This is a genomic window from Sphingopyxis sp. LARHCG72 (genome assembly GCF_052871675.1).
Genome location: NZ_JBIXJU010000006.1, coordinates 41593 through 60513, shown reverse-complemented (window position 1 = coordinate 60513; position 18921 = coordinate 41593). Strand labels below are relative to the sequence as shown.

Genomic DNA, 18921 nt, shown 5'->3' with positions numbered 1-18921 from the left:
ATGACGATGACCGATCCCGAACGCATTCCCGTCATCATCGGCGTCGGGCAAGTCAATGATCGGCCCGAGGACCCCGATCAGGGGCTCGATTCATTGGGGTTGATGGTTGCGGCGCTGCGGGTTGCCGCCGAAGACGCGGGGGTGCCGCTGGCCGAGATCGACAGCCTCGCGATCGTCGACCAGATCAGTTTCCACAGCCTTGGAAAGCTTTGCGAGCCGCTCGCCGCCGCGATCGGCGCAAATCCGGCGATCAACTATCAGTCGGCCGCCCCGCACGGCGACACGCCGGTGCGCCTGCTCAACGAAGCCGCGAACCGCATCGGCGCGGGTGAGGTCAAGCTTGCCGCGATCGTCGGCGGCGAAGCGCTCCGCACCGCCGCCGGCCGCGCCGCCAAGGCCGCGAGCGGCGAGGACAAAAGCTATAATGCGATCCGCAAGGTCGCGACGCGGCGCGAACCCAATTACGCGCAGAAACATGGCCTCGCGGCGCCGGTCGACGTCTATCCGCTCTACGAAAATGCGACGCGCGCGGCATGGGGCCAGAGCCTCGAGGACGCACAATTCGAAAGCGCCGAAATCTGGTCGCGCTTTTCCGAAGTCGCCGCCGCAAACGACGGCGCGTGGATCCGCAAACCCGCCGCGCCCGACGACATCTTGCGCGTCGACGAGCGCAACCGCCCGATCGCCTTTCCCTATTCGAAGCTGATGGTCGCCAACTCGTCGGTGAACCAGGGCGCGGGCTTCATCGTCGCGAGCCTCGCCGAGGCATGGCGCCGCGGCATCGCCGAAGATCGCCTGATCCATATCGGCATGGGCGCGGCAGCGAAGGAACCTGCAAGCATCCTCCGCCGCGACCGCTACGACGGCAGCGTCAGCATGGAAACCTCGATCACGCGCACGCTCGAATTGAACGCGATGACCGCCGAAGATTTCGACTTCGTCGAGCTTTACAGCTGCTTCCCGTGCGTCCCCAAGATGGCGCGGCGCATCCTCGGCTGGCCGTGGGATCGCCCCGCGACCGTGTTCGGCGGGCTGACCTTCGGCGGCGGCCCGATCGCCAATTATATGAGCCATGCGATCGTCTCGATGGTCGAAAAATTGCGCAACGAGGGTCGCTATGGCTTCCTCTTCGCCAACGGCGGCTTTGCGACCGACAATCATTCCATCGTGCTGGGCAACAAACCGATCGCAGCGGCGAGCTTTCCGCAGGATTTCGACTATCAGGCCGAAGCCGAAGCGAAGCGCGGGCCGGTGCCCGATCTGGTCGAGGATTATGCGGGGCCGGCGGCGATCGAGAGCTACACGGTATTTTATGGCCGCGATAGTGGACCGAAGGCCGGCGTGGTCGTGGCGCGGACGCCCGAAGGCCAGCGCACGCTCGCCCATGTGGACGTGAGCGACGTCGCGATGCTGGCCTTCCTGACCGACGGGAAAGCAGAGCCGGTCGGGACAGCGGGGGAAGTCGTCGCCCTCGAAGAAGGCTTCGGCTGGCGGGCTAACTGATCCTCCCCTTCCCGACGCGGGAGGGGAACTAGATGTCGAAGCTGACCCCCTGCGCCAAGGGCAGCGCGTCCGAATAATTCAGCGTGTTCGTCGCGCGGCGCATATAGGCTTTCCAGCTATCCGAGCCGCTCTCGCGTCCGCCGCCGGTGTCCTTCTCGCCGCCGAACGCCCCGCCGATCTCGGCGCCCGAGGTGCCGAGATTGACGTTCGCGATCCCGCAGTCGCTCGCGGCGAGAAAGCGCTCGGCTTCGCGCATATCGGTCGTGAAGATCGCCGACGACAGCCCCGCGGCGACATCATTATGCTGCTCGATCACCGCATCGAGGTCGTAATAGCGCATCACATAGAGGATCGGCGCGAACGTCTCTTCGAGCACCGGCCCGACCTGTCCCGGCATCTCGACGAGCGCGGGCTTTACATAGAAGCTTGCTCCCTCGCCGACGCGGGTCCCGCCATGCACGACGCCGCCTGCCGCCTTCGCCGCCGTCAGCGCTGCCTGCATCGCCTCATACGCCGCGCGGTCGATCAGCGGCCCGACGAGTATCTCGCCATCGAGCGGATTGCCGACCCCGACGCTCGCATAAGCCGGCTTCAGCTTCGCGACGAAACCGTCGTAGATACTGTCGTGGAGGAACAGCCGCCGCGTCGTCGTGCAGCGCTGCCCCGCGGTTCCCATCGCGCCGAATGCCACACCGCGCAGCGCGAGATCGAGGTCGGCCGACGGTGTGACGATCACGCCATTGTTGCCGCCGAGTTCGAGGATCGCGCGCGCGAAACGCCCGGCGAGGCGCGGCGCCACCGCGCGGCCCATGCGCGTCGATCCGGTCGCCGAAACGAGCGCGATGCGCCGGTCGTCGACGAGCGCCTCGCCCGCCTCGCGCCCGCCGATCAGCAGTTGCGAAAGCCCTGTGGGTGCGTCGCCGAACCGCGCGGCTGCCCGCTCGAAAATCGCCTGCGTCGCCAAGGCGGTCAGCGGCGTCTTTTCCGATGGCTTCCACACCACGCTATTGCCGCACACCAGCGCGATCGCCGCGTTCCACGCCCACACCGCGACCGGAAAATTGAACGCCGAGATTACCCCGACGACACCGAGCGGATGCCAAACCTCCATCATCCGGTGCCCCGGCCGCTCGGTCGCGATCGTCAGGCCATAGAGTTGGCGCGACAGGCCGACCGCGAAGTCGCAGATGTCGATCATCTCCTGTACCTCGCCCGCGCCTTCGGACGGAATCTTGCCCGCCTCGATCGTCACCAGCTTCGCGAGGTCGTCTTTTGCAGCGCGCAGTTCCTCGCCCCACAGTCGCACCAGTTCGCCACGGCGCGGCGCGGGAACATCGCGCCACGCACGAAAGGCCGCGGCCGCAGCATCGAGCGTCTCATCGATCGTCGCAGCATCGGCGATCTGCACCATGCCGAGTTGTTCCCCGGTCAGCGGCGTCACCGACGGCATCGATCCGTCGGTCCAGAGCGCGCGGTCGACACCCAGCCTGTCGAGGAGTTCCCCTGTCTCCCGGCCCAGTTGAAGCATATATAGTCCCTTCATAAGCGCGCGAGCGCCTTGCAACTTGCGGCTCGCGGGTTATCGCTTCGCGCGAACAAAGCAAACCCAATAGGGAGAGTCGCCTGTGTCGTCCGAACTGCACCCCTCCGAACCCTTGGTTCCCGTCCCCGCCGACGCCGCCGCGAACACACATTGCAGTGCCGCCGATTACGACCGGCTTTATGCGGCGAGCATCGCCGACCCCGACTCCTTCTGGGCCGAACAAGCGAAGCGGATCGACTGGGTCACCCCGCCGACGAAGATCGCCGGCTGGTCCTATGACCCGGTCGCGATCAAATGGTATGAGGATGGCGTCCTCAACCTCTGCCACAACGCGGTCGACCGCCATGTCGCCGCGGGTCACGGCGACCGCACCGCGATCATCTTCGAACCCGACGCCCCCGACGGCGAGACGCGCCATATCAGTTACGCCGCGCTGCTCGCCGACGTCGTCCGCTTCGCGAACACGCTGAAGAAGATGGGCGTCCAAAAGGGCGACCGCGTCACCATCTATATGCCGATGATCCCCGAAGGCGCGGTGGCGATGCTCGCCTGCGCGCGCATCGGCGCGGTGCACAGCGTCGTCTTCGGCGGCTTCTCGCCCGAGGCGATCCATGGCCGCATCGAGGATTGCGGCAGCGACTGGGTGATCTGCGCCGATGAGGGCCTCCGCGGCGGAAAGGTCGTTCCGCTGAAGGCCAATGTCGACAGGGCCCTGGAGCGCGTCGATGTGAAGGCGGTGCTCGTCATCGCGCACACCGGCGGCAATGTGACGATGAAGGAAGGCCGCGACCACTGGTACGACGCGCTGTCGGCCGATGTCGGCGCCGACTGCCCGTGCGAGCCGATGAATGCCGAAGACCCGCTGTTCATCCTCTACACGTCGGGATCCACGGGCAGTCCGAAGGGCGTGCTCCACACCGTGGGCGGATACAGCGTCTGGACCGCATCGACCTTCTGGTACGGCTTCGACTATCGCCCCGGCGAAATCTTCTGGTGCAGCGCCGACATCGGCTGGGTCACGGGGCACAGCTACGTCGTCTATGGCCCGCTCCAGAATGGCGCGACGACCCTGATGTTCGAGGGCGTGCCGAATTACCCCGACCACGACCGCTTCTGGCAGGTCGTCGACAAGCACCAGGTCAATATCCTCTACACTGCGCCGACCGCGATCCGCGCGTTGATGCGCGAGGGCGACGATTATGTGACGCGCCACGACCTGTCGTCGATCCGCCTGCTCGGCAGCGTCGGCGAGCCGATCAATCCCGAGGCGTGGCGCTGGTATCACCAGGTCGTCGGCAAGGGCCGCGTGCCCGTCATCGACACCTGGTGGCAGACCGAGACCGGCGGGATCATGATCACCACCCTGCCCGGCGCGCATCCGATGCAGCCGGGCAGTGCGGGGCGCCCCTTCTTCGGCGTCCGGCCCCAGCTCGTCGATGCCGACGGTGCGGTGCTCGTCGACGAACAGACCGGCGGCGCATCCGAAGGCAACCTCTGCATCACGCACAGCTGGCCGGGGCAGGCACGCACCGTCTATGGCGACCATGACCGCTTCATCCAGACCTATTTCTCGACCTACAAGGGCAAATATTTCACCGGCGACGGCTGTCGCCGCGATGCCGACGGCTATTGGCGCATCACCGGCCGCGTTGACGACGTCATCAACGTGTCGGGCCACCGCATGGGCACCGCCGAAGTCGAAAGCGCGCTGGTCCTCCACGACCTTGTCGCCGAGGCCGCGGTCGTCGGCTTCCCGCACGATATCAAGGGTCAGGGCATCTACGCCTATGTGACGCTCAACGCCGGGGTCGAGCCAAGCGACGAGGTCGCCGCGCAGCTCAAGCAACAGGTCCGCACCGAAATCGGCCCGATCGCGACCCCCGACCATATCCACCTGACCCCCGGCCTGCCCAAGACACGTTCGGGCAAGATCATGCGCCGCATCCTCCGCAAAATCGCCGAAAATGATTTCGGATCACTGGGCGATACGTCGACCCTCGCCGACCCGAGCCTCGTCGACGGGCTGATCGAAGGGCGCAAGAACCGCTAACGCCGCGCCGCTCACTCGCAGCGCATCGTCGGGCGGTAGACCTGCATCGCGTTGGTGCCGGTGTTGCCGCCCAACGTGATCGCCCCGCCCGGCAGGAAGATACGCCCGCCGATCACCGCGCTGCCCTTGAGGCCGTGCACGGCGATCGGAAGATCGGGCAACCGCGTCCAGCGGTCGGCGCGCGGATCATAGCCGTAAGCGGTGGGCGTCAGGCCGAGCACATGGCTCCGCTCACCCTCGCCGCCAAAGACGAACATGCAGCCGCCATGAACCGCGCCGGTGATCCCGCCGCGCGGCGCCGGAAGCGATGCGCCGCGGGCCCAGCGGCGCGTAGCCGGATCGTAGATTTCGACCACATCGACCCGCTCGGCCATCGCACCCGGACCGGTGCGGCCACCGGCGACGACGATCTTTCCGTTCAGTGCCACCATCGCGAGGTGGTTGCGCTGGGTCGGCATGTCGGGAAGCTTTTCCCATGTATCGGTCGCGGGGTCATACACCTCGAAGGCATGGCCGCCGGGCGGCCGCCCCCCGGCAACATAGATCTTGCCGTCGATCACCGCCTTGCCGCCGCCGCTTCGAGGTGTCGGCATCGGCGCCCGCTGGACCCAGCCGCCAACCGCGGGGTCGTGAACCCACACATGCGCGACGAAAATCTCGGGCCGTCCGGTGCTCGCACCATCGATCTCGCCACCGATCACGTAGAGCTTGCCGCCCACCGCCGCGACCATCATGTGGTGGATCGGCTGCGGCAGGCGCGGGCCGAGCGACCATCGGCTCGCGGCCGGATCGTAAATCTGGACGAGGTTCGACGGTGGCCGTCCGGGCGGATAGCCGCCGAGCACCCAGATCTTGCCGTCCAGCTCGGCAACCGCATGTTCGGAGCGCGCAAGCGGCATTGCGAGGCCCAGGCTCCATCCCTCGAACTCGGGCGCGGAACCGACCGGGGCGCCAGCGCTCACCCGCTCGTTCCAGGTCTCGACGAGTTCATTGTCCTGCACGGGCGTCGCCGGGCGAGGCGTTGCCGCGCCGCCTCCAGCATTCTGTTGGGCCGTCGCGGTCGTCGCGAGCAGCAACGTCGCCCCCGCTGTCATCCAGTGGCGCCTCATGATCCCTCTCCCGGCCCGCTGCGCCGCACGCATCGGCGACGTCTTCATCATCGGCCTGCGTCAGGATGGCAGAAATTGCCGTGCCGCGACTTACAGATCGACAAACAGCGGCTTCGGTCGACGAGCGCTATTTCGCGAGCGCCTCGCACAGCTTGTCGGTCGCCAGCGCGATGCGCGATTCCGCGGTCTTGCGGTTGGCAGCGCTGTTCTCGACACCGCGCGTTTCGGTATTGAAGGCAAGCAGGCTGCCAAGACGCTGGTCGGGGCACAGGCTGAGATAGGCACGAAAGCCGTTCTGGTCGCCATTATGCCCGACAAAGCGAACCGCGGCGCTGCGGTCGATGAAAAAGGACAGGCCGCTTTGCGTCGTCGGCGCCATCCGGCCCTGCGTAAAATCCTCGCCCGCCGCGATCTGCGGCGCCCACATTTCCTCGAGCGACGACCGCTTCAGCACCCGGTCATAGTCGGACTGGCGTGCCGGTTCGCCAAGCAGGAACGCCACATATTTCGCCATATCGGGCATCGGCGCATTGAGCCCGCCGTTCGACACGGTGACGCCGGTGTCGACATCGAAAGGCGCCGCGACGCGTTTACCGTCGCGAATATAGTAGCTGTGCGAGCGGTGCGGCAGCAGGTGTGGCGGGGTGCGGTCGAAATGGCTGGCGTGCATGCCGAGGGGCTTCAGGATGTTCTTGTCGATATAGACTTCATAATCCTCGCCCGAGAGCCGTTCGATGACCTGCCCCAGATAGACGATTCCGGGATTCGAATAGCCGAAGCGCGTGCCGGGTTTGAACTCGACCTGCGTATAGGGCAGCATCGCCACGAGCTGCGACCAGCCCTTCGGCTCGAACGGCTGCCAGTCGTGGTCGCGCCACGGCCAGGTCCCGCTGCGAAATCCCGCGCTATGGCTCATCAACTGGCGCAACGTGATCGCACCCGTGTCGCCATAGGGATTATGCACCGCGGCGAGTTCGGGGACGTAGCGAACGATCGGATCGTCGAGCGTCAACAAGCCGCGGTCGCGCAATTGCATGATCGCGATCCCCGTCATCGTCTTGGTGATCGACGCCCAATGATAGATCGTCCGGGCATCGACCGGGACATGCGCGTCGGCATCCTGTTCGCCCAGGTGGTCGGCGGCGACGGTCCGGCCGTCGCGCACGACGTAAAAGCTGCTGCCCGCGATGTTCGCGCGGTTCGTCTCGGCGCGGTGCAGCGCGCGAAAATCGCGCAGCGCCGCGTCGAAATCCGGCTCTTCTGCCGCCGCCGCCGGGCTGGCTATCAGAGCAAGTGCGACGGCGATCCAGCGCGACATGGCAATCCCCTCCTGTGTATCGAAGGGGGACGGTGGCCGAAGGCGATCAGAAATGAAAGTCGGGAAGTTCCGCCAATGCGATCCCCAGCGCTTCGGCCCAGCCGTCGGCGACGCTTTCGAAATAGGGATCGTTGCGCTCGAACCGCCGCTCGCGCACGCCGACGAAATCGTCGCGCTCGTGGACCTTGAGGTCGATCGGCAGGTCGACGCCGGCATTGGCGCGGATCGTCGAATCGAACGAGACGCAGAGCAATTTCACCGCATCCTCGAACGACATCGCGGGATCGTACGACCGCACGATGATCGGGCGGCCGTATTTCGTCTCGCCGATCTGGAAGAAGGGATTATCCTCGCCCGCCTCGATGAAATTGCCTTCGGGATAGATCAGGAACAGCCGCGGTTCGGCACCCTTGATCTGTCCGCCGACGATCAGCGACGCGCGGAACAGCGATTCGGCCGCCGGTCCTTCGTCATTGTGGCGCATCACCACGCCGCGCAGCGTTTCGCCGATGATCGTCGCGACCTGGAACATCGAAGGCGCTTCGAGGATCGAGGGATTGCGATCGGCTGGCGCCTTGGTGCGTTCGTCGAGCAGGCTGACCACCGCCTGCGTCGTCGCGAGATTGCCCGCCGACATCAAGGTGATCACCCGCTCGCCGGGGACCGTCCAGCTGCGCATCTTGCGGACCTGCGAAATGTCGTCGACGCCCGCGTTGGTGCGGGTGTCCGACATGAACACCAGCCCCTTGTTCAAACGCATGCCAACGCAATAGGTCATCTTATCCCGTTTCCCCGCCCGGAGTATCCGTGTCGCCCTGTCCGCTTATTGCTGGACCTGCAATTGAACAACCAGATTTTCCTGCGCTGCACCATAGCGCATGCCGCGAACCGGGGCCGCATCGCGATAATCGAGCCCCGTGGCGACGCGGATATAGCGCTGATCGGGCGAATGGCCGTTGCTGACGTCGAAACCGATCCAGCCGATATGCTCGAAATGCGCCTCGGCCCACGCATGGGTCGCGTCCTGATGCGTCCGGTCGTTCATCATCAGATAGCCCGAGACGTAGCGCGCCGGGTGCCCGAGGTGGCGCATCGCGGCGATGAAGATATGCGCATGGTCCTGGCACACCCCGCCCTCGCTGCCGAGCGCCTGCTCGGCGGTGGTCTCGGCGTCGGTGAAGCCGATGCGATAGGCGAGCCGCTCGATGATCAGCGCCGACAGCGCGTGCGCGCGCTCGATCTCGCTGCCATGGTCGCGGCCGAGCTGCGCGACCAGTGCGCGCACGTGCCGTCCCGCCCGCGTCAGCGCGGTCGGACGCAGGAATGTCCAGAGCGGCATGGCGCCGCGATGCGCGCCGATCACCCCGTCCCATGTTTCAAGCTCGACCTCGCCATGGCAACGGACCACGAGTTCACTCGCCCCGCCCCGCACCGCGATCAGATCGACGCCATTGCCGTGATGGTCGGTATAATGAAGCTGCTGTGCCCCGCCCTCGACCTCGATCGTCCAGCCGTGGACGCGCTGCTGTCCGGGGCGATCCTTCGGTGTCAGCTTGATCTGCTGCAGCGCATAGCTGACGGGGCTGTCATATTGATAGCGGGTGATATGTTCGACGAACAAACGCATGGTCACTCCACGAACCGGTAGTCGCGCTCGATCTGCCGCGCGAGCGCGGCGTTCGCGCGCAGGAAGCCCGTCACATATTCGTGGAGGCCGCCGTCGAAGATCGACTGGATCGGCCCGGCGAGCCGTTCGTGGCTCAGCGCATGCGCCAATCGCCACGCCTCGGTCTCTTCGCCGTAACCGCGCTGCAATTGCGCCAGATTATCCTCCATCCGCTCGCAGCAGAAGGCAAGGCTGCGCGGCATCTGGCGATAGAGGATCAGGAATTCGGCGATCTTGAGTGCGCTGATTTCGGCGCCATAAAGCCAGCGATAGGCGCGGTGCGCCGACACCGAACGCAGGATCGTCTCCCACTGCACATTGTCGATCGAGGTTCCGATATGCGCGACCGAGGGCAGCAGCAGGTAATATTTGACGTCGAGGATGCGCGCGGTGTTGTCCGCGCGTTCGAGGAAAGTGCCGAGCAGCGAGAAATGATAGCCGTCGTTGCGCAGCATCGTGCCGTTCAATGCCCCGCGCACATGTGCGCTCTGCTGGCGGATCGTCGTCAGCACGTCGGGCAGGTCGTCCTCGCGCACCGGCCGCTTGAGCAACGCGACGAGCGTCATCCAGCTCGTATTCACGGCCTCCCATGTTTCGCGCGTGAGCGCGGTACGTGCGGTGCGCGCATTGTCGCGCGCCTGCCTGATGACCGAGAGAATGCTCGACGGGTTGGCGGGGTCGCGGAGCAGGAAGTCGATGACGCGTGCCGAGCTGTAATCGCCGTGCGCCGCCTGGAAAGCCTGGTTGACCCCCGCGGTCACCAGCACCGATTTCCATTCGGCGGCCGCCGTCGACGAGCGCGTCAGCGCGATGCGGAACCCCGCGTCGATCAGCCGCGCATTATTTTCGCTGCGCTCGAGATAGCGCGCCATCCAGAAAAGCGAGCCTGCGGTCTTGCCGAGCATCAGTCTTCCAATACCCAGGTGTCTTTGGTGCCGCCGCCCTGACTGCTGTTCACCACGAGCGACCCCCTCGTCATAGCGACCCGCGTCAAGCCGCCGGGCGTGATCGTGATCCCCTGCGGCGACATCAGCACGAAGGGGCGCAGGTCGACGTGGCGCGGCGCGAGCCCCTTCTTCGTGAAAATCGGCACGGTCGACAGCGAGAGCGTCGGCTGCGCGATATAATTGCCCGGGTTCGCCTCCAGCTTGGCGCGGAACGCCGCGAGTTCCTTCTTGCTCGCCGCGGGACCGACGAGCATTCCGTAACCGCCTGACCCGTGCACTTCCTTGACGACGAGTTCGGGCAGCCGGTCCAGCACTTCGCGGAGGTGCTCCGGATCCGAACAACGCCACGTCGGAACATTGGGCAGCAGCGCCTTTTCGCCCGTATAGAATTCGATGATATCGGGCATGTAGCTGTAGAGCGCCTTGTCGTCGGCGATGCCGGTGCCCGGCGCGTTGGCGATGGTGATCCCGCCGGCGCGATAGACGTCCCAGATGCCCGGCACGCCGAGCAGCGAGTCAGGCCGGAAATTCAGCGGATCGAGGAAATCGTCGTCGACCCGGCGATAGAGGACGTCGATCGCCTTGTAGCCTTGCGTCGTGCGCATCGCGACGCGCCCGTCGACGACGCGCAGATCATGCCCTTCGACCAGCTCGGCGCCCATATGGTCGGCGAGGAAGCTGTGCTCATAATAGGCGCTGTTGTGGATGCCGGGCGTCAGCACCGCGACCGTCGGCGTGCCGCCGCACGCGGGCGGGGCGCAGGCCGAGAGCGATTTCAAGAGGTTGATCGGATAGTCGCTGACCTCGCGCACCGGCACCTTTGCGAACAGCTCGGGGAACATCTGGAGCATCGTTTCGCGGTTTTCGAGCATGTAGGACACGCCCGACGGGGTGCGTGCATTATCCTCGAGCACGTAAAACTCATCGGCGCCGGTGCGGACGATGTCGGTGCCGCTGATATGCGTATAGATGCCGCCCGGCGGGTCGAGCCCCATCATCATCGGCAGGAAAGCTTCGTTGCCGGCAATCAGCTCGGTCGGCACGCGGCCGGCACGGAGGATTTCCTGCCGGTGATAGATATCGTGGAGAAAGGCGTTGAGCGCGCGCACGCGCTGTTCGATCCCGCGTGACAGGCGGCGCCATTCGCTGGCGGAGATGATGCGCGGCACGACATCGAAGGGGATCAGCCGTTCGTCGCCGTCAGCGGCGCCGTAAACGTTGAAGGTGATCCCGGTGGTGCGGAACAGCGCCTCGGCCTGTTGCGCCTTGTGCTGGATGCGCGCCGCATCCTCGGCCGCGAACCACCCGCAATAGTCTCGATAGGGCGACCGGGTTTCGCCCTCCTGGCTCGTCATTTCGTCGAAAAAGGAAATGCGCCTGCCCTTTCCACGCAACATGCCATACCCTGCCGCACGCGAGCGCGCGGCGCTTCAGGTTCCTGCTGCGTCGCCTGACAGCTACGTGGCCACCGGGCTTATGCGGGCGATGCTAATCGCGGCCGCCTGCCTTGGCAAGCGGGCTTGTGAAGGATGGTGTTACCGTAACATCAACGACTTGCCGCGCACCCGAAGGCGCGCGGCAGCCATGTCAGATCGCGCCGTGGCAATGCTTGTACTTGCTGCCCGAACCGCAAGGACAGGGCGCGTTGCGGCTGATGTCGAGCGCAGCATAGGGATTTTCACCCTGCGGCAGGTCGGGGCGCGGCGACTGCATCGGCGGCAGCGTATTGGCGATCACCCCCAGTTCGCCGCCATCGATGTCGGCGCTGTTGTCCTCGCCCGTGAACGGATCGATGTGCGTCGTCAGGAAGTCCGGGAGGTCGGGCAGCGGCATCGGCTCGGGCTCTTCGAAACGCAGGTCGATGCGCGCGACGGTGCGCGTCACATCCTCGCGGATGTTCGACAGCATGCGCTCGAACAGCGCAAAGGCTTCCTGCTTATATTCGTTGATCGGCTGCTTCTGCGCATAGGCGCGCAGGAACACGACCTGGCGCAGCGCGTCGAGCGTCGAGAGATGCTCTTTCCAATGATGGTCGAGCGTCTGGAGCAGCACCGATTTTTCGATACCCTTCCACGTTTCCTCGTCGACCAGCGCGGCCTTTTCGGCCGCAACCGCGTCGGCCGCGGCCTGGATGCGTTCTTCGAAGATTTCAGCGTCGACCGCATCTTCCTGCATCCAGTCGTCGATCGGCGGCGCGAGGTCGAGGATGTTCGCGACGCGCTCCTTCATCGCCTCGATATTCCACTGTTCGGGATAGCTTCCCGGCGGACACGCGTCGGCGACGATCGAATTGACCGTTTCGGCGCGCATAGCCGCCATCACCTCGTCGACGGTCTCGCTGTCGATGATCTCGCCGCGCTGTTCGTAGATGACCTTGCGCTGGTCGTTCATGACGTTGTCATATTCGACGACCTGCTTGCGGATGTCGTAGTTGCGCGCCTCGACCTTCTTCTGCGCGGTCTCGATCGCCTTCGACAGCCACTTCGATCCGATCGCCTCGCCATCCTCCAGATTCTTGTTCATCATCTTGGAGAAGAGCGTGTCGGGACCGAAGATGCGCAGCAGGTCATCGTCGAGGCAGAGGTAGAATTTCGACAGGCCGGGGTCGCCCTGACGTCCCGAACGACCGCGCAGCTGGTTGTCGATGCGGCGGCTTTCGTGGCGCTCGGTCGCGAGCACGAACAGCCCGCCGGCCGCCTTCACCGCCTCGCGTTCGGCCGCAACCTCGTCCTTGATGCGCGCGATCGCGGCGTCGCGCTCGGCACCTTCGGGGAAGTCCTTCAATTCGTCGTCGATGCGGAATTCTTCGTTGCCGCCCAATTTGATGTCGGTGCCGCGGCCCGCCATGTTCGTCGCGATGGTGACCGCACCGGTGCGGCCCGCCTGCGCGACGATATGCGCCTCGCTCTCGTGGAAGCGCGCATTGAGCACGCTGTGCGGCACATTTTCCTTTTCGAGGTAGGACGAGAGCAGCTCGGACTTCTCGATCGACACGGTGCCGACCAGCACCGGCTGCCCGCGCTCGTTCGCTTCGCGGATCGTCTTGGCGATCGCGCCGAACTTGTCGGTGATATTCTTGTAGAATTCATCCTCGTCATCGATACGCGCGATCGGACGGTTGGTCGGGATGTTGACGACATTCATCTTGTAGATGTCGAAGAATTCGGCGGCTTCGGTCGCCGCGGTGCCGGTCATGCCCGAAAGCTTGGGATACATGCGGAAATAATTCTGGAAGGTGATCGATGCCAGCGTCTGGTTCTCGGGCTCGATCTGCACGCCTTCCTTCGCCTCGACCGCCTGGTGCAGGCCGTCCGACCAGCGACGCCCGTCCATCATGCGGCCGGTGAATTCGTCGATGATCACGACCTTGCCGTCCTTGACGATATAGTCGGTGTCGATGCGGAACATCTGGATCGCCTTCAACGCCTGATTGACGTGATGGACGACCTGCGTGTTCTCGATGTCGTAAAGATTGTTGCCCTGGAGCAGCCCCGCCTCTTCTAGCAGGCGCTCGACATGCTCGGTGCCGTCTTCGGTCAGGCTGATCGACTTCGACTTTTCGTCCTTCTCATAATCATCTTCGGTCAGTTTCAGGACGACCTCGTTGACGCGGATGTACAGTTCCGACTTGTCGTCGGTCGGGCCCGAAATGATCAGCGGCGTACGCGCTTCGTCGATCAGGATCGAATCGACTTCGTCGACGATGCCGAAATTGAAGGTGCGGTGGACCATCTGCTGGCGGTCGAACTTCATATTGTCGCGCAGGTAATCGAAGCCGAGTTCGTTGTTCGTCGCGTAGGTGATGTCGCTGTTGTAAGCGTCGCGGCGCTGCGTCTCGTTGAGGTTCGGGACGATGATCCCCGTCGTCAGGCCAAGGAAGCCATAGACCGTGCCCATCCATTCGGCGTCGCGCGTGGCGAGATAGTCGTTCACCGTGACGACGTGGACGCCCTTCCCTTCGAGCGCATTGAGATAGCAGGGCAAGGTCGCCATCAGCGTCTTGCCTTCACCCGTCGCCATTTCGGCGATCTCGCCGCGGTGGAGGACGACACCGCCGACCATCTGTACGTCGAAATGGCGCATGCCGAGCGTGCGGACCGCGGCCTCGCGCACCGTGGCAAAGGCTTCGGGCAGGATATCGTCTAGCGTCTCTCCGGCCGCGAGGCGGTCGCGGAACTTCTGCGTCTGCGCCTGCAATCCCGCATCGTCGAGCGCCTGCATCGCGGGCTCGAAGGCGTTGATCTTGTCGACGATCTTGCGGATCGAGGCGACATAACGGTCGTTGGACGAGCCGAACAGGCTCTTGGCAAGGCCAGCAAACATGAAATTTTCCTTGGAATTTAAATGAAGTGGCGGCGATTATGGCCGCGTGAATGTGCAAAAAGGCCCCGTCATGGGGCGGCGCCTATCCAAACAGGCGCCAAGGCGCGGCGACTCTATTCGAGCGCGCGGTCGCTGCCGGTGAGCAGGCCGGGAAGATGTGGCGGCGGAGCCTTGCGCGGCTTGCCGCTGCCGCCCGAGGTGCGCCGTGTCGGCGCGGTGGTCGTGGGGCGGCGTTCGGCATCGCTTGTCTCGGCCTTGCCCGCCGTTTCGGCGAACATGACCAAGGCCCCCATCGCCGCCGGGACGGCAGGCGCGGCAACGGCCCGGTCGGCGGTCGCCAGGCCGGTCAGCAATGCCAAAAGGGTCAACAACAACCGCAAGAAATGCCCCTCTTCACGTCCGGAGCATCAGATATTGCGCCCCGTTCCCTGAACATAGGGTGAAAGTGGCCTCGCGTCCAGAGCGCCCGCTCATTTGGCCGGCGCCGGCGCATCCTCGATCGTGAGTTCGCTGCGCATGACCACGCGCTTCGCAACGGGCTTCCCATCGGCGCCGGTGAAAGGCGTGTAGCGCGCCTGTGGAGCGAACATGTCGCACGGCGTCATGCCATTCGCCATCTCGCCGAACTTCCCTGTGTTGGAAAAGCGGCAATCCGCAACGCGCCCGTCCGCGCCCACCAGCACCGTCATCGTGACGCTGCCCGGCTCACCCATCGGGAAACTTCGGTCGCGTGGCGTCGGCACGCCGCTGGCGCCTCCCTCCTCCTCCTCCTTCGGCAGCGCCCACCGGAATTTGGTCGCGATGACCGACCGGACAGGCTTGCCGTCGCTGTCGAGCGCGGGCGAGAATCTGCCTTCGCTGCGCATCAGCGTACAAGCCGCCTCGTCGAGCGCGGCCGAAAGGCTGCTTTCGTTGACCTTGCAGCCCGTGACGCGTCCACCGCCGTCGATATTCAGCTCCATATGGACTGTACCCTCTTCGCGCGCGGCGCGCGCGGCCGCCGGATAATGCGCGGCGGGGTCGATGCGCGTGAAGGCATCGTCGGGCCTGGGCCCCCGTGGCCAGCTTTCCTGCGCCGCATCGACGGCGAAGCCCGCGACCTCGACCGCAAAGCCGTCGCCTTCGGGAATCTGCCAGCGGATGCGGTTGCTATAGGTGCCGCCCGTCGCTTCGCCGCGCGCGCCGCGGCCGGGTGTGAAGCGCGCGCGCTCCATGACCAGCCGACAGGTCGCCGCATCGAGGTCGGCATGCCCGCTCGGCGCGATGATCTCGCAGCCGCTCGGCAGGCCGTCGGTGCCGATCGTCAGCTTGAACCCCGTCGTGCCCTCGCGCTCCTCGCGCATCGCGCTGGCCGGATAATCGTCGTTCGTGACCCAGCTCCCCGGATTGGTCGCCGGCTCCATTGCCTTTTCCGCACTTACGCGATCGCCTTGCGCCGCGGCGAGTGCCAATGCGATCGCCATCCCCGACTGCAACATCCCCATCCCCTTCATCCCAATTGCGGGTTCAGGCCCCTTACTTCGATCAGAAAGCTCTTTGGCTTCTTGAAGAGCTTGCTTTGCCGGTTGACCTTCAGCCCGACGACCTCGGCAAGCTCCATGACGAAATGCACGCAATTGCGCTTGTTCAGGCTGTAGCTCGGCTGTTCGCGGTCGCGCCATTCGGCAACCTTCGCGAGCAACAGCGCATAAGTCGCATCGTCGACGGTCACGTCGAACTGGCGGTCGCTTTTCGCAATATAATCGGGCTTGGACGACTCCACCTTGCCCTTCACCGATCCCAGCAGGATCGCCGGGCTGACCGAGACGGCGGTAAAACCATAATTGGCATCGACGATCTCGCCCGTGGCGTCGACCGTCCCCTTCATCACGATGAAGGCGTGCGGAAAACGATCCCCGAAATCATGGCTGTAAAAGCTGACGACGACTTCGGCGCGCGCCGGGGCAGCGAGCCCGGTGCACAGCAGCATCAGGGACAGGAGGATCAGGCGCAGGCCGCGGGTCATCGCCGCCCTCTTAGCGACGGGCCCTCCGCCTTGCCAAGCCGCGATTGCCGCTTGACGGAAACGTCAACTTCGCATCTTTGTCGCATTGACACAAATGTAAGGAGAGGCCGGATGGCACGGAAGGCGATTTTCATCACCGGGGGCGGATCGGGCATCGGCCGCGCCGTCGCGCGCCATTTCGCCGGGCAAGGCTGGTTCGTCGGGATCGCCGACGTCAACCGCGCCGGGATCGATGAAACCGCCACGCTGCTTCCCGACGGCGCCTCGTCGCGTCACGTCATGGACGTGCGCGATCGCGACCAGTGGAAGGCCGCGCTCGACGAATTTGCGGCGGCCAGCGGCGGCCGCCTCGACGTTCTGTTCAACAATGCGGGCATTGGATCGGGCGGCCAATATATGGATATGCCGCCCGAAGAGGCCGACCGGCTGATCGCGATCAATTTCGGCGGCGTCGTCAACGGCATCTATATGGCGCTGCCGCTGCTGCGCGCCACGCCCGGATCGGCGATCCTCAACACCGGATCGGCGTCGGGCTTTTACGGGGTCGCGGGCCTCGCCGTCTATTCGGCGACCAAATTCGCGGTGCGCGGGCTGACCGAAGCGCTCGAGATCGAGTTCGCCAAGCATGACATCAAGGTACGATCGCTGATGCCCGGCTTCATCGACACGCCGCTGCTCGACCAGGTCAGCGCCGACAGCAACGAACCGGCGCGCAGCCGCCTGTCGGACAGCGGGTTCGAGATTTCGCCGGTCGAAGACGTCGCGCAGGCGGCATGGGACGCCGTGCACGGAACGCGCGTCCATACGCCCGTCGGCAAGATGGCGAAGCGCCTCTCAAGCCTCGCGCGCTGGTTCCCGGGACTGATCGTGCGCCAGTCGAAAAAGATCGACGGGCTGGGCGCGGCGTCGACGCACTAGGCCTATTTGGCCGGGCCGCACGTCACCGATCCGCTGCCGACATTGCGCACCGTGCAGGTCGGCCGGCCGAGCACGACGGTCTTGCCGATCCCGCGCGCGGTGATCGCCGCGCTCTTGACCGCGCGCAGGATATGATCGCCCGCGCCCTCGCTGTCGCTGATCAATTCATCGACCGCCAGCGCACCGGCGTCGACCATACCCGCGCCCGATAGCGTCATCTGCGCCTGTTTGACGGCGCCGCCGAGCGTCATCGTGCCGTTGCCGAGCATCGCGACCGAGAGCCGGTCGGCGGTAATCCGGCCGACGGTGAGCCGCCCCGGCCCGCGTAGCCCGACCATCGCCCGCTGCCCCTTCAACGCATCGACCTGCAACGACCCGGCGCCGCCGAGCGTCGCCGAGCGCAGGTTCGCCGCGTTGACGCGGACTATGACCGGTCCACGCGGCGCGCGGCGCTTCTCGTCGCCTGCGAACTGGCGTTCGCCAATCACCAGCTTGCCGTCGCGCGCCTCGATGCTCAGCCGGTCGAGCGCGTCCTGCGGCCCGGTCGCGACCGCACTGACCGGCGCGCGGTTCACGACCTCGACCGTGACGTCGGCATTGACCTCGATCGCCTCGAAACTGGAAAGACCGAAACGTTTCTCGGCAGCCGACGCGGAGCCGGCGAGAAACAGGGCGGTCGCCGCGAACGCGGCGCATCGGGCTGCGAAAATCATGGTGCCGCCTTAACCCGTTCGGGCAGGCGGCACCAGCGTCGCGTCACTTGCAGGTGGCGGTGCCCGAACCCATCTGGCGCGTCGAACAATTCGCCCCGCCCGTCAGCGTCACATCGCCCGAACCAAGGATGCTGATGTCCGCCTTGCCGGTCGCCTGCGCATCGACATTGCCCGATCCGGCAACCGATGCCTCCAGCGTCGTGGCGACAAGGCCGTCGGCGTCGATATCGCCCGATCCGGTTACGCTCAGTTCTCCCGAACCGATCGTGCCGCCCGCGATCTCGATGTCGCCCGATCCCGATACGGTGATATCGGCGCGCTTGCCCGTCAGCTTCGCGACCTTGAGGTCGCCCGATCCGGTCACCACGGCCTCGACCGCATCGCCATCGACGCTATCGGCGTCGATCGTTCCAGACCCGGTCAGGCGCACCGCGTTCAGCCGGGGCATGGTGATCGCGATATCGACGTCATCCTCGTCGCGGCCCGAAAAGCTGAAGCCCTCGCGCTTGCGTCCGATCTTCAAATCGGGACCGTCGAGCTTGATCTCGAGCCGGTCGAGCGCCTCCTTGCGCCCTCGCGCGGTGATCGAGAAAGCGTCGCCCTGGCGAATGGTGACATCGTCGGGGCCCGCGACCTCGACGCGGGAAAAACCGGTCAGCGCAAAGCTCTGTGTCGTGATCGGCCCGACGCTGGCCGGCGGCCCGCTCCGTTCACTCCGCTTCTCGTCGCTCGGCGCCGCGCTATTGCATCCCGTGACAAGCACCAGCGGCAACATCGCCATCATCCAGTTCCGCATCGTAAATCTCCTCTGTGTATTATTTGTCTA

Annotated in this window: 16 protein-coding genes; 3 read left to right on the top strand and 13 right to left on the bottom strand. The window is 65.2% G+C overall.

Going from position 1 to position 18921, the window contains the following annotated elements:
- Nucleotides 1-1503: an acetyl-CoA acetyltransferase gene (locus ACIPPQ_RS14495; protein ID WP_446544778.1), complete on the top strand. Its 1503-nt coding sequence runs from the start codon at nt 1-3 to the stop codon at nt 1501-1503.
- Between the two features lie 28 nt (nt 1504-1531).
- Here the strand turns inward: ACIPPQ_RS14495 and amaB are convergent, their stop codons facing one another.
- On the bottom strand, nt 1532-3031 hold the full coding sequence (amaB, locus tag ACIPPQ_RS14490) for an L-piperidine-6-carboxylate dehydrogenase (protein WP_446544777.1): 1500 nt from the start codon (nt 3029-3031) through the stop codon (nt 1532-1534).
- Between the two features lie 97 nt (nt 3032-3128).
- On the opposite strand from amaB, the gene acs reads away from it, so the two are divergent.
- Complete coding sequence (gene acs / locus ACIPPQ_RS14485) at nt 3129-5096, top strand: acetate--CoA ligase (RefSeq protein WP_446544776.1); 1968 nt, start codon at nt 3129-3131, stop codon at nt 5094-5096.
- A gap of 11 nt (nt 5097-5107) precedes the next feature.
- Here the strand turns inward: acs and ACIPPQ_RS14480 are convergent, their stop codons facing one another.
- The 10 genes from ACIPPQ_RS14480 to ACIPPQ_RS14435 all read right to left on the bottom strand — a co-directional run bounded on the left by ACIPPQ_RS14480 (nt 5108) and on the right by ACIPPQ_RS14435 (nt 16464).
- Complete coding sequence (locus ACIPPQ_RS14480) at nt 5108-6205, bottom strand: Kelch repeat-containing protein (protein ID WP_446544775.1); 1098 nt, start codon at nt 6203-6205, stop codon at nt 5108-5110.
- 127 nt (nt 6206-6332) lie between these two features.
- The gene (locus ACIPPQ_RS14475) at nt 6333-7523 is read right to left on the bottom strand and encodes a serine hydrolase domain-containing protein (protein WP_446544774.1); all 1191 of its coding nucleotides are present in this window, start codon (nt 7521-7523) and stop codon (nt 6333-6335) included.
- A gap of 46 nt (nt 7524-7569) precedes the next feature.
- The gene (locus ACIPPQ_RS14470; protein ID WP_446544773.1) at nt 7570-8301 is read right to left on the bottom strand and encodes a peptidase; all 732 of its coding nucleotides are present in this window, start codon (nt 8299-8301) and stop codon (nt 7570-7572) included.
- Nucleotides 8302-8346: 45 nt separating this feature from the next.
- Nucleotides 8347-9150 carry a transglutaminase family protein gene (locus ACIPPQ_RS14465; RefSeq protein ID WP_446544772.1) on the bottom strand — a complete coding sequence of 268 codons (804 nt, stop codon included), beginning with the start codon at nt 9148-9150 and terminating at the stop codon, nt 8347-8349.
- A gap of 2 nt (nt 9151-9152) precedes the next feature.
- Nucleotides 9153-10094 (bottom strand): alpha-E domain-containing protein, encoded by a 942-nt coding sequence (locus tag ACIPPQ_RS14460; protein ID WP_446544771.1) that lies wholly within the window; start codon nt 10092-10094, stop codon nt 9153-9155.
- On the bottom strand, nt 10094-11533 hold the full coding sequence (locus tag ACIPPQ_RS14455) for a circularly permuted type 2 ATP-grasp protein (RefSeq protein ID WP_446544770.1): 1440 nt from the start codon (nt 11531-11533) through the stop codon (nt 10094-10096). Before ACIPPQ_RS14455 ends, ACIPPQ_RS14460 begins: the two co-directional genes overlap by 1 nt.
- 190 nt (nt 11534-11723) lie before the next feature.
- Nucleotides 11724-14459, bottom strand: a complete 2736-nt coding sequence (secA, locus tag ACIPPQ_RS14450; protein ID WP_446544769.1) for a preprotein translocase subunit SecA — start codon at nt 14457-14459, stop codon at nt 11724-11726.
- 113 nt (nt 14460-14572) lie between these two features.
- The gene (locus tag ACIPPQ_RS14445) at nt 14573-14839 is read right to left on the bottom strand and encodes a hypothetical protein (RefSeq protein ID WP_446544768.1); all 267 of its coding nucleotides are present in this window, start codon (nt 14837-14839) and stop codon (nt 14573-14575) included.
- 90 nt (nt 14840-14929) lie between these two features.
- Nucleotides 14930-15937, bottom strand: coding sequence for a TonB family protein (locus tag ACIPPQ_RS14440; protein WP_446544767.1), 1008 nt, complete (start codon nt 15935-15937; stop codon nt 14930-14932).
- A gap of 11 nt (nt 15938-15948) precedes the next feature.
- On the bottom strand, nt 15949-16464 hold the full coding sequence (locus tag ACIPPQ_RS14435) for a hypothetical protein (RefSeq protein WP_446544766.1): 516 nt from the start codon (nt 16462-16464) through the stop codon (nt 15949-15951).
- Nucleotides 16465-16575: 111 nt separating this feature from the next.
- On the opposite strand from ACIPPQ_RS14435, the gene ACIPPQ_RS14430 reads away from it, so the two are divergent.
- Entirely contained in the window at nt 16576-17382 is an 807-nt protein-coding gene (locus ACIPPQ_RS14430; RefSeq protein ID WP_446544765.1) for an SDR family oxidoreductase, read from the top strand.
- A 2-nt stretch (nt 17383-17384) separates the two neighbouring features.
- On the opposite strand, the gene ACIPPQ_RS14425 is transcribed toward ACIPPQ_RS14430, so the two are convergent.
- Together ACIPPQ_RS14425 and ACIPPQ_RS14420 are read right to left on the bottom strand one after the other, a co-directional pair.
- The gene (locus ACIPPQ_RS14425; protein ID WP_446544764.1) at nt 17385-18095 is read right to left on the bottom strand and encodes a head GIN domain-containing protein; all 711 of its coding nucleotides are present in this window, start codon (nt 18093-18095) and stop codon (nt 17385-17387) included.
- Between the two features lie 43 nt (nt 18096-18138).
- Nucleotides 18139-18891 (bottom strand): head GIN domain-containing protein, encoded by a 753-nt coding sequence (locus tag ACIPPQ_RS14420; protein WP_446544763.1) that lies wholly within the window; start codon nt 18889-18891, stop codon nt 18139-18141.
- Between the last annotated feature and the right edge of the window lie 30 nt (nt 18892-18921).

Coding starts and splice junctions, on each gene's coding strand:
- ACIPPQ_RS14495 (WP_446544778.1), top strand. CDS start 1: ATGACGATGACCGATCCCGAACGCATTCCCGTCATCATCGGCGTCGGG.
- amaB (WP_446544777.1), bottom strand. CDS start 3,031: ATGCTTCAACTGGGCCGGGAGACAGGGGAACTCCTCGACAGGCTGGGT.
- ACIPPQ_RS14480 (WP_446544775.1), bottom strand. CDS start 6,205: ATGAGGCGCCACTGGATGACAGCGGGGGCGACGTTGCTGCTCGCGACG.
- ACIPPQ_RS14475 (WP_446544774.1), bottom strand. CDS start 7,523: ATGTCGCGCTGGATCGCCGTCGCACTTGCTCTGATAGCCAGCCCGGCG.
- ACIPPQ_RS14470 (WP_446544773.1), bottom strand. CDS start 8,301: ATGACCTATTGCGTTGGCATGCGTTTGAACAAGGGGCTGGTGTTCATG.
- ACIPPQ_RS14465 (WP_446544772.1), bottom strand. CDS start 9,150: ATGCGTTTGTTCGTCGAACATATCACCCGCTATCAATATGACAGCCCC.
- ACIPPQ_RS14460 (WP_446544771.1), bottom strand. CDS start 10,094: ATGCTCGGCAAGACCGCAGGCTCGCTTTTCTGGATGGCGCGCTATCTC.
- ACIPPQ_RS14455 (WP_446544770.1), bottom strand. CDS start 11,533: ATGTTGCGTGGAAAGGGCAGGCGCATTTCCTTTTTCGACGAAATGACG.
- secA (WP_446544769.1), bottom strand. CDS start 14,459: ATGTTTGCTGGCCTTGCCAAGAGCCTGTTCGGCTCGTCCAACGACCGT.
- ACIPPQ_RS14440 (WP_446544767.1), bottom strand. CDS start 15,937: ATGTTGCAGTCGGGGATGGCGATCGCATTGGCACTCGCCGCGGCGCAA.
- ACIPPQ_RS14435 (WP_446544766.1), bottom strand. CDS start 16,464: ATGACCCGCGGCCTGCGCCTGATCCTCCTGTCCCTGATGCTGCTGTGC.
- ACIPPQ_RS14430 (WP_446544765.1), top strand. CDS start 16,576: ATGGCACGGAAGGCGATTTTCATCACCGGGGGCGGATCGGGCATCGGC.
- ACIPPQ_RS14425 (WP_446544764.1), bottom strand. CDS start 18,095: ATGATTTTCGCAGCCCGATGCGCCGCGTTCGCGGCGACCGCCCTGTTT.
- ACIPPQ_RS14420 (WP_446544763.1), bottom strand. CDS start 18,891: ATGCGGAACTGGATGATGGCGATGTTGCCGCTGGTGCTTGTCACGGGA.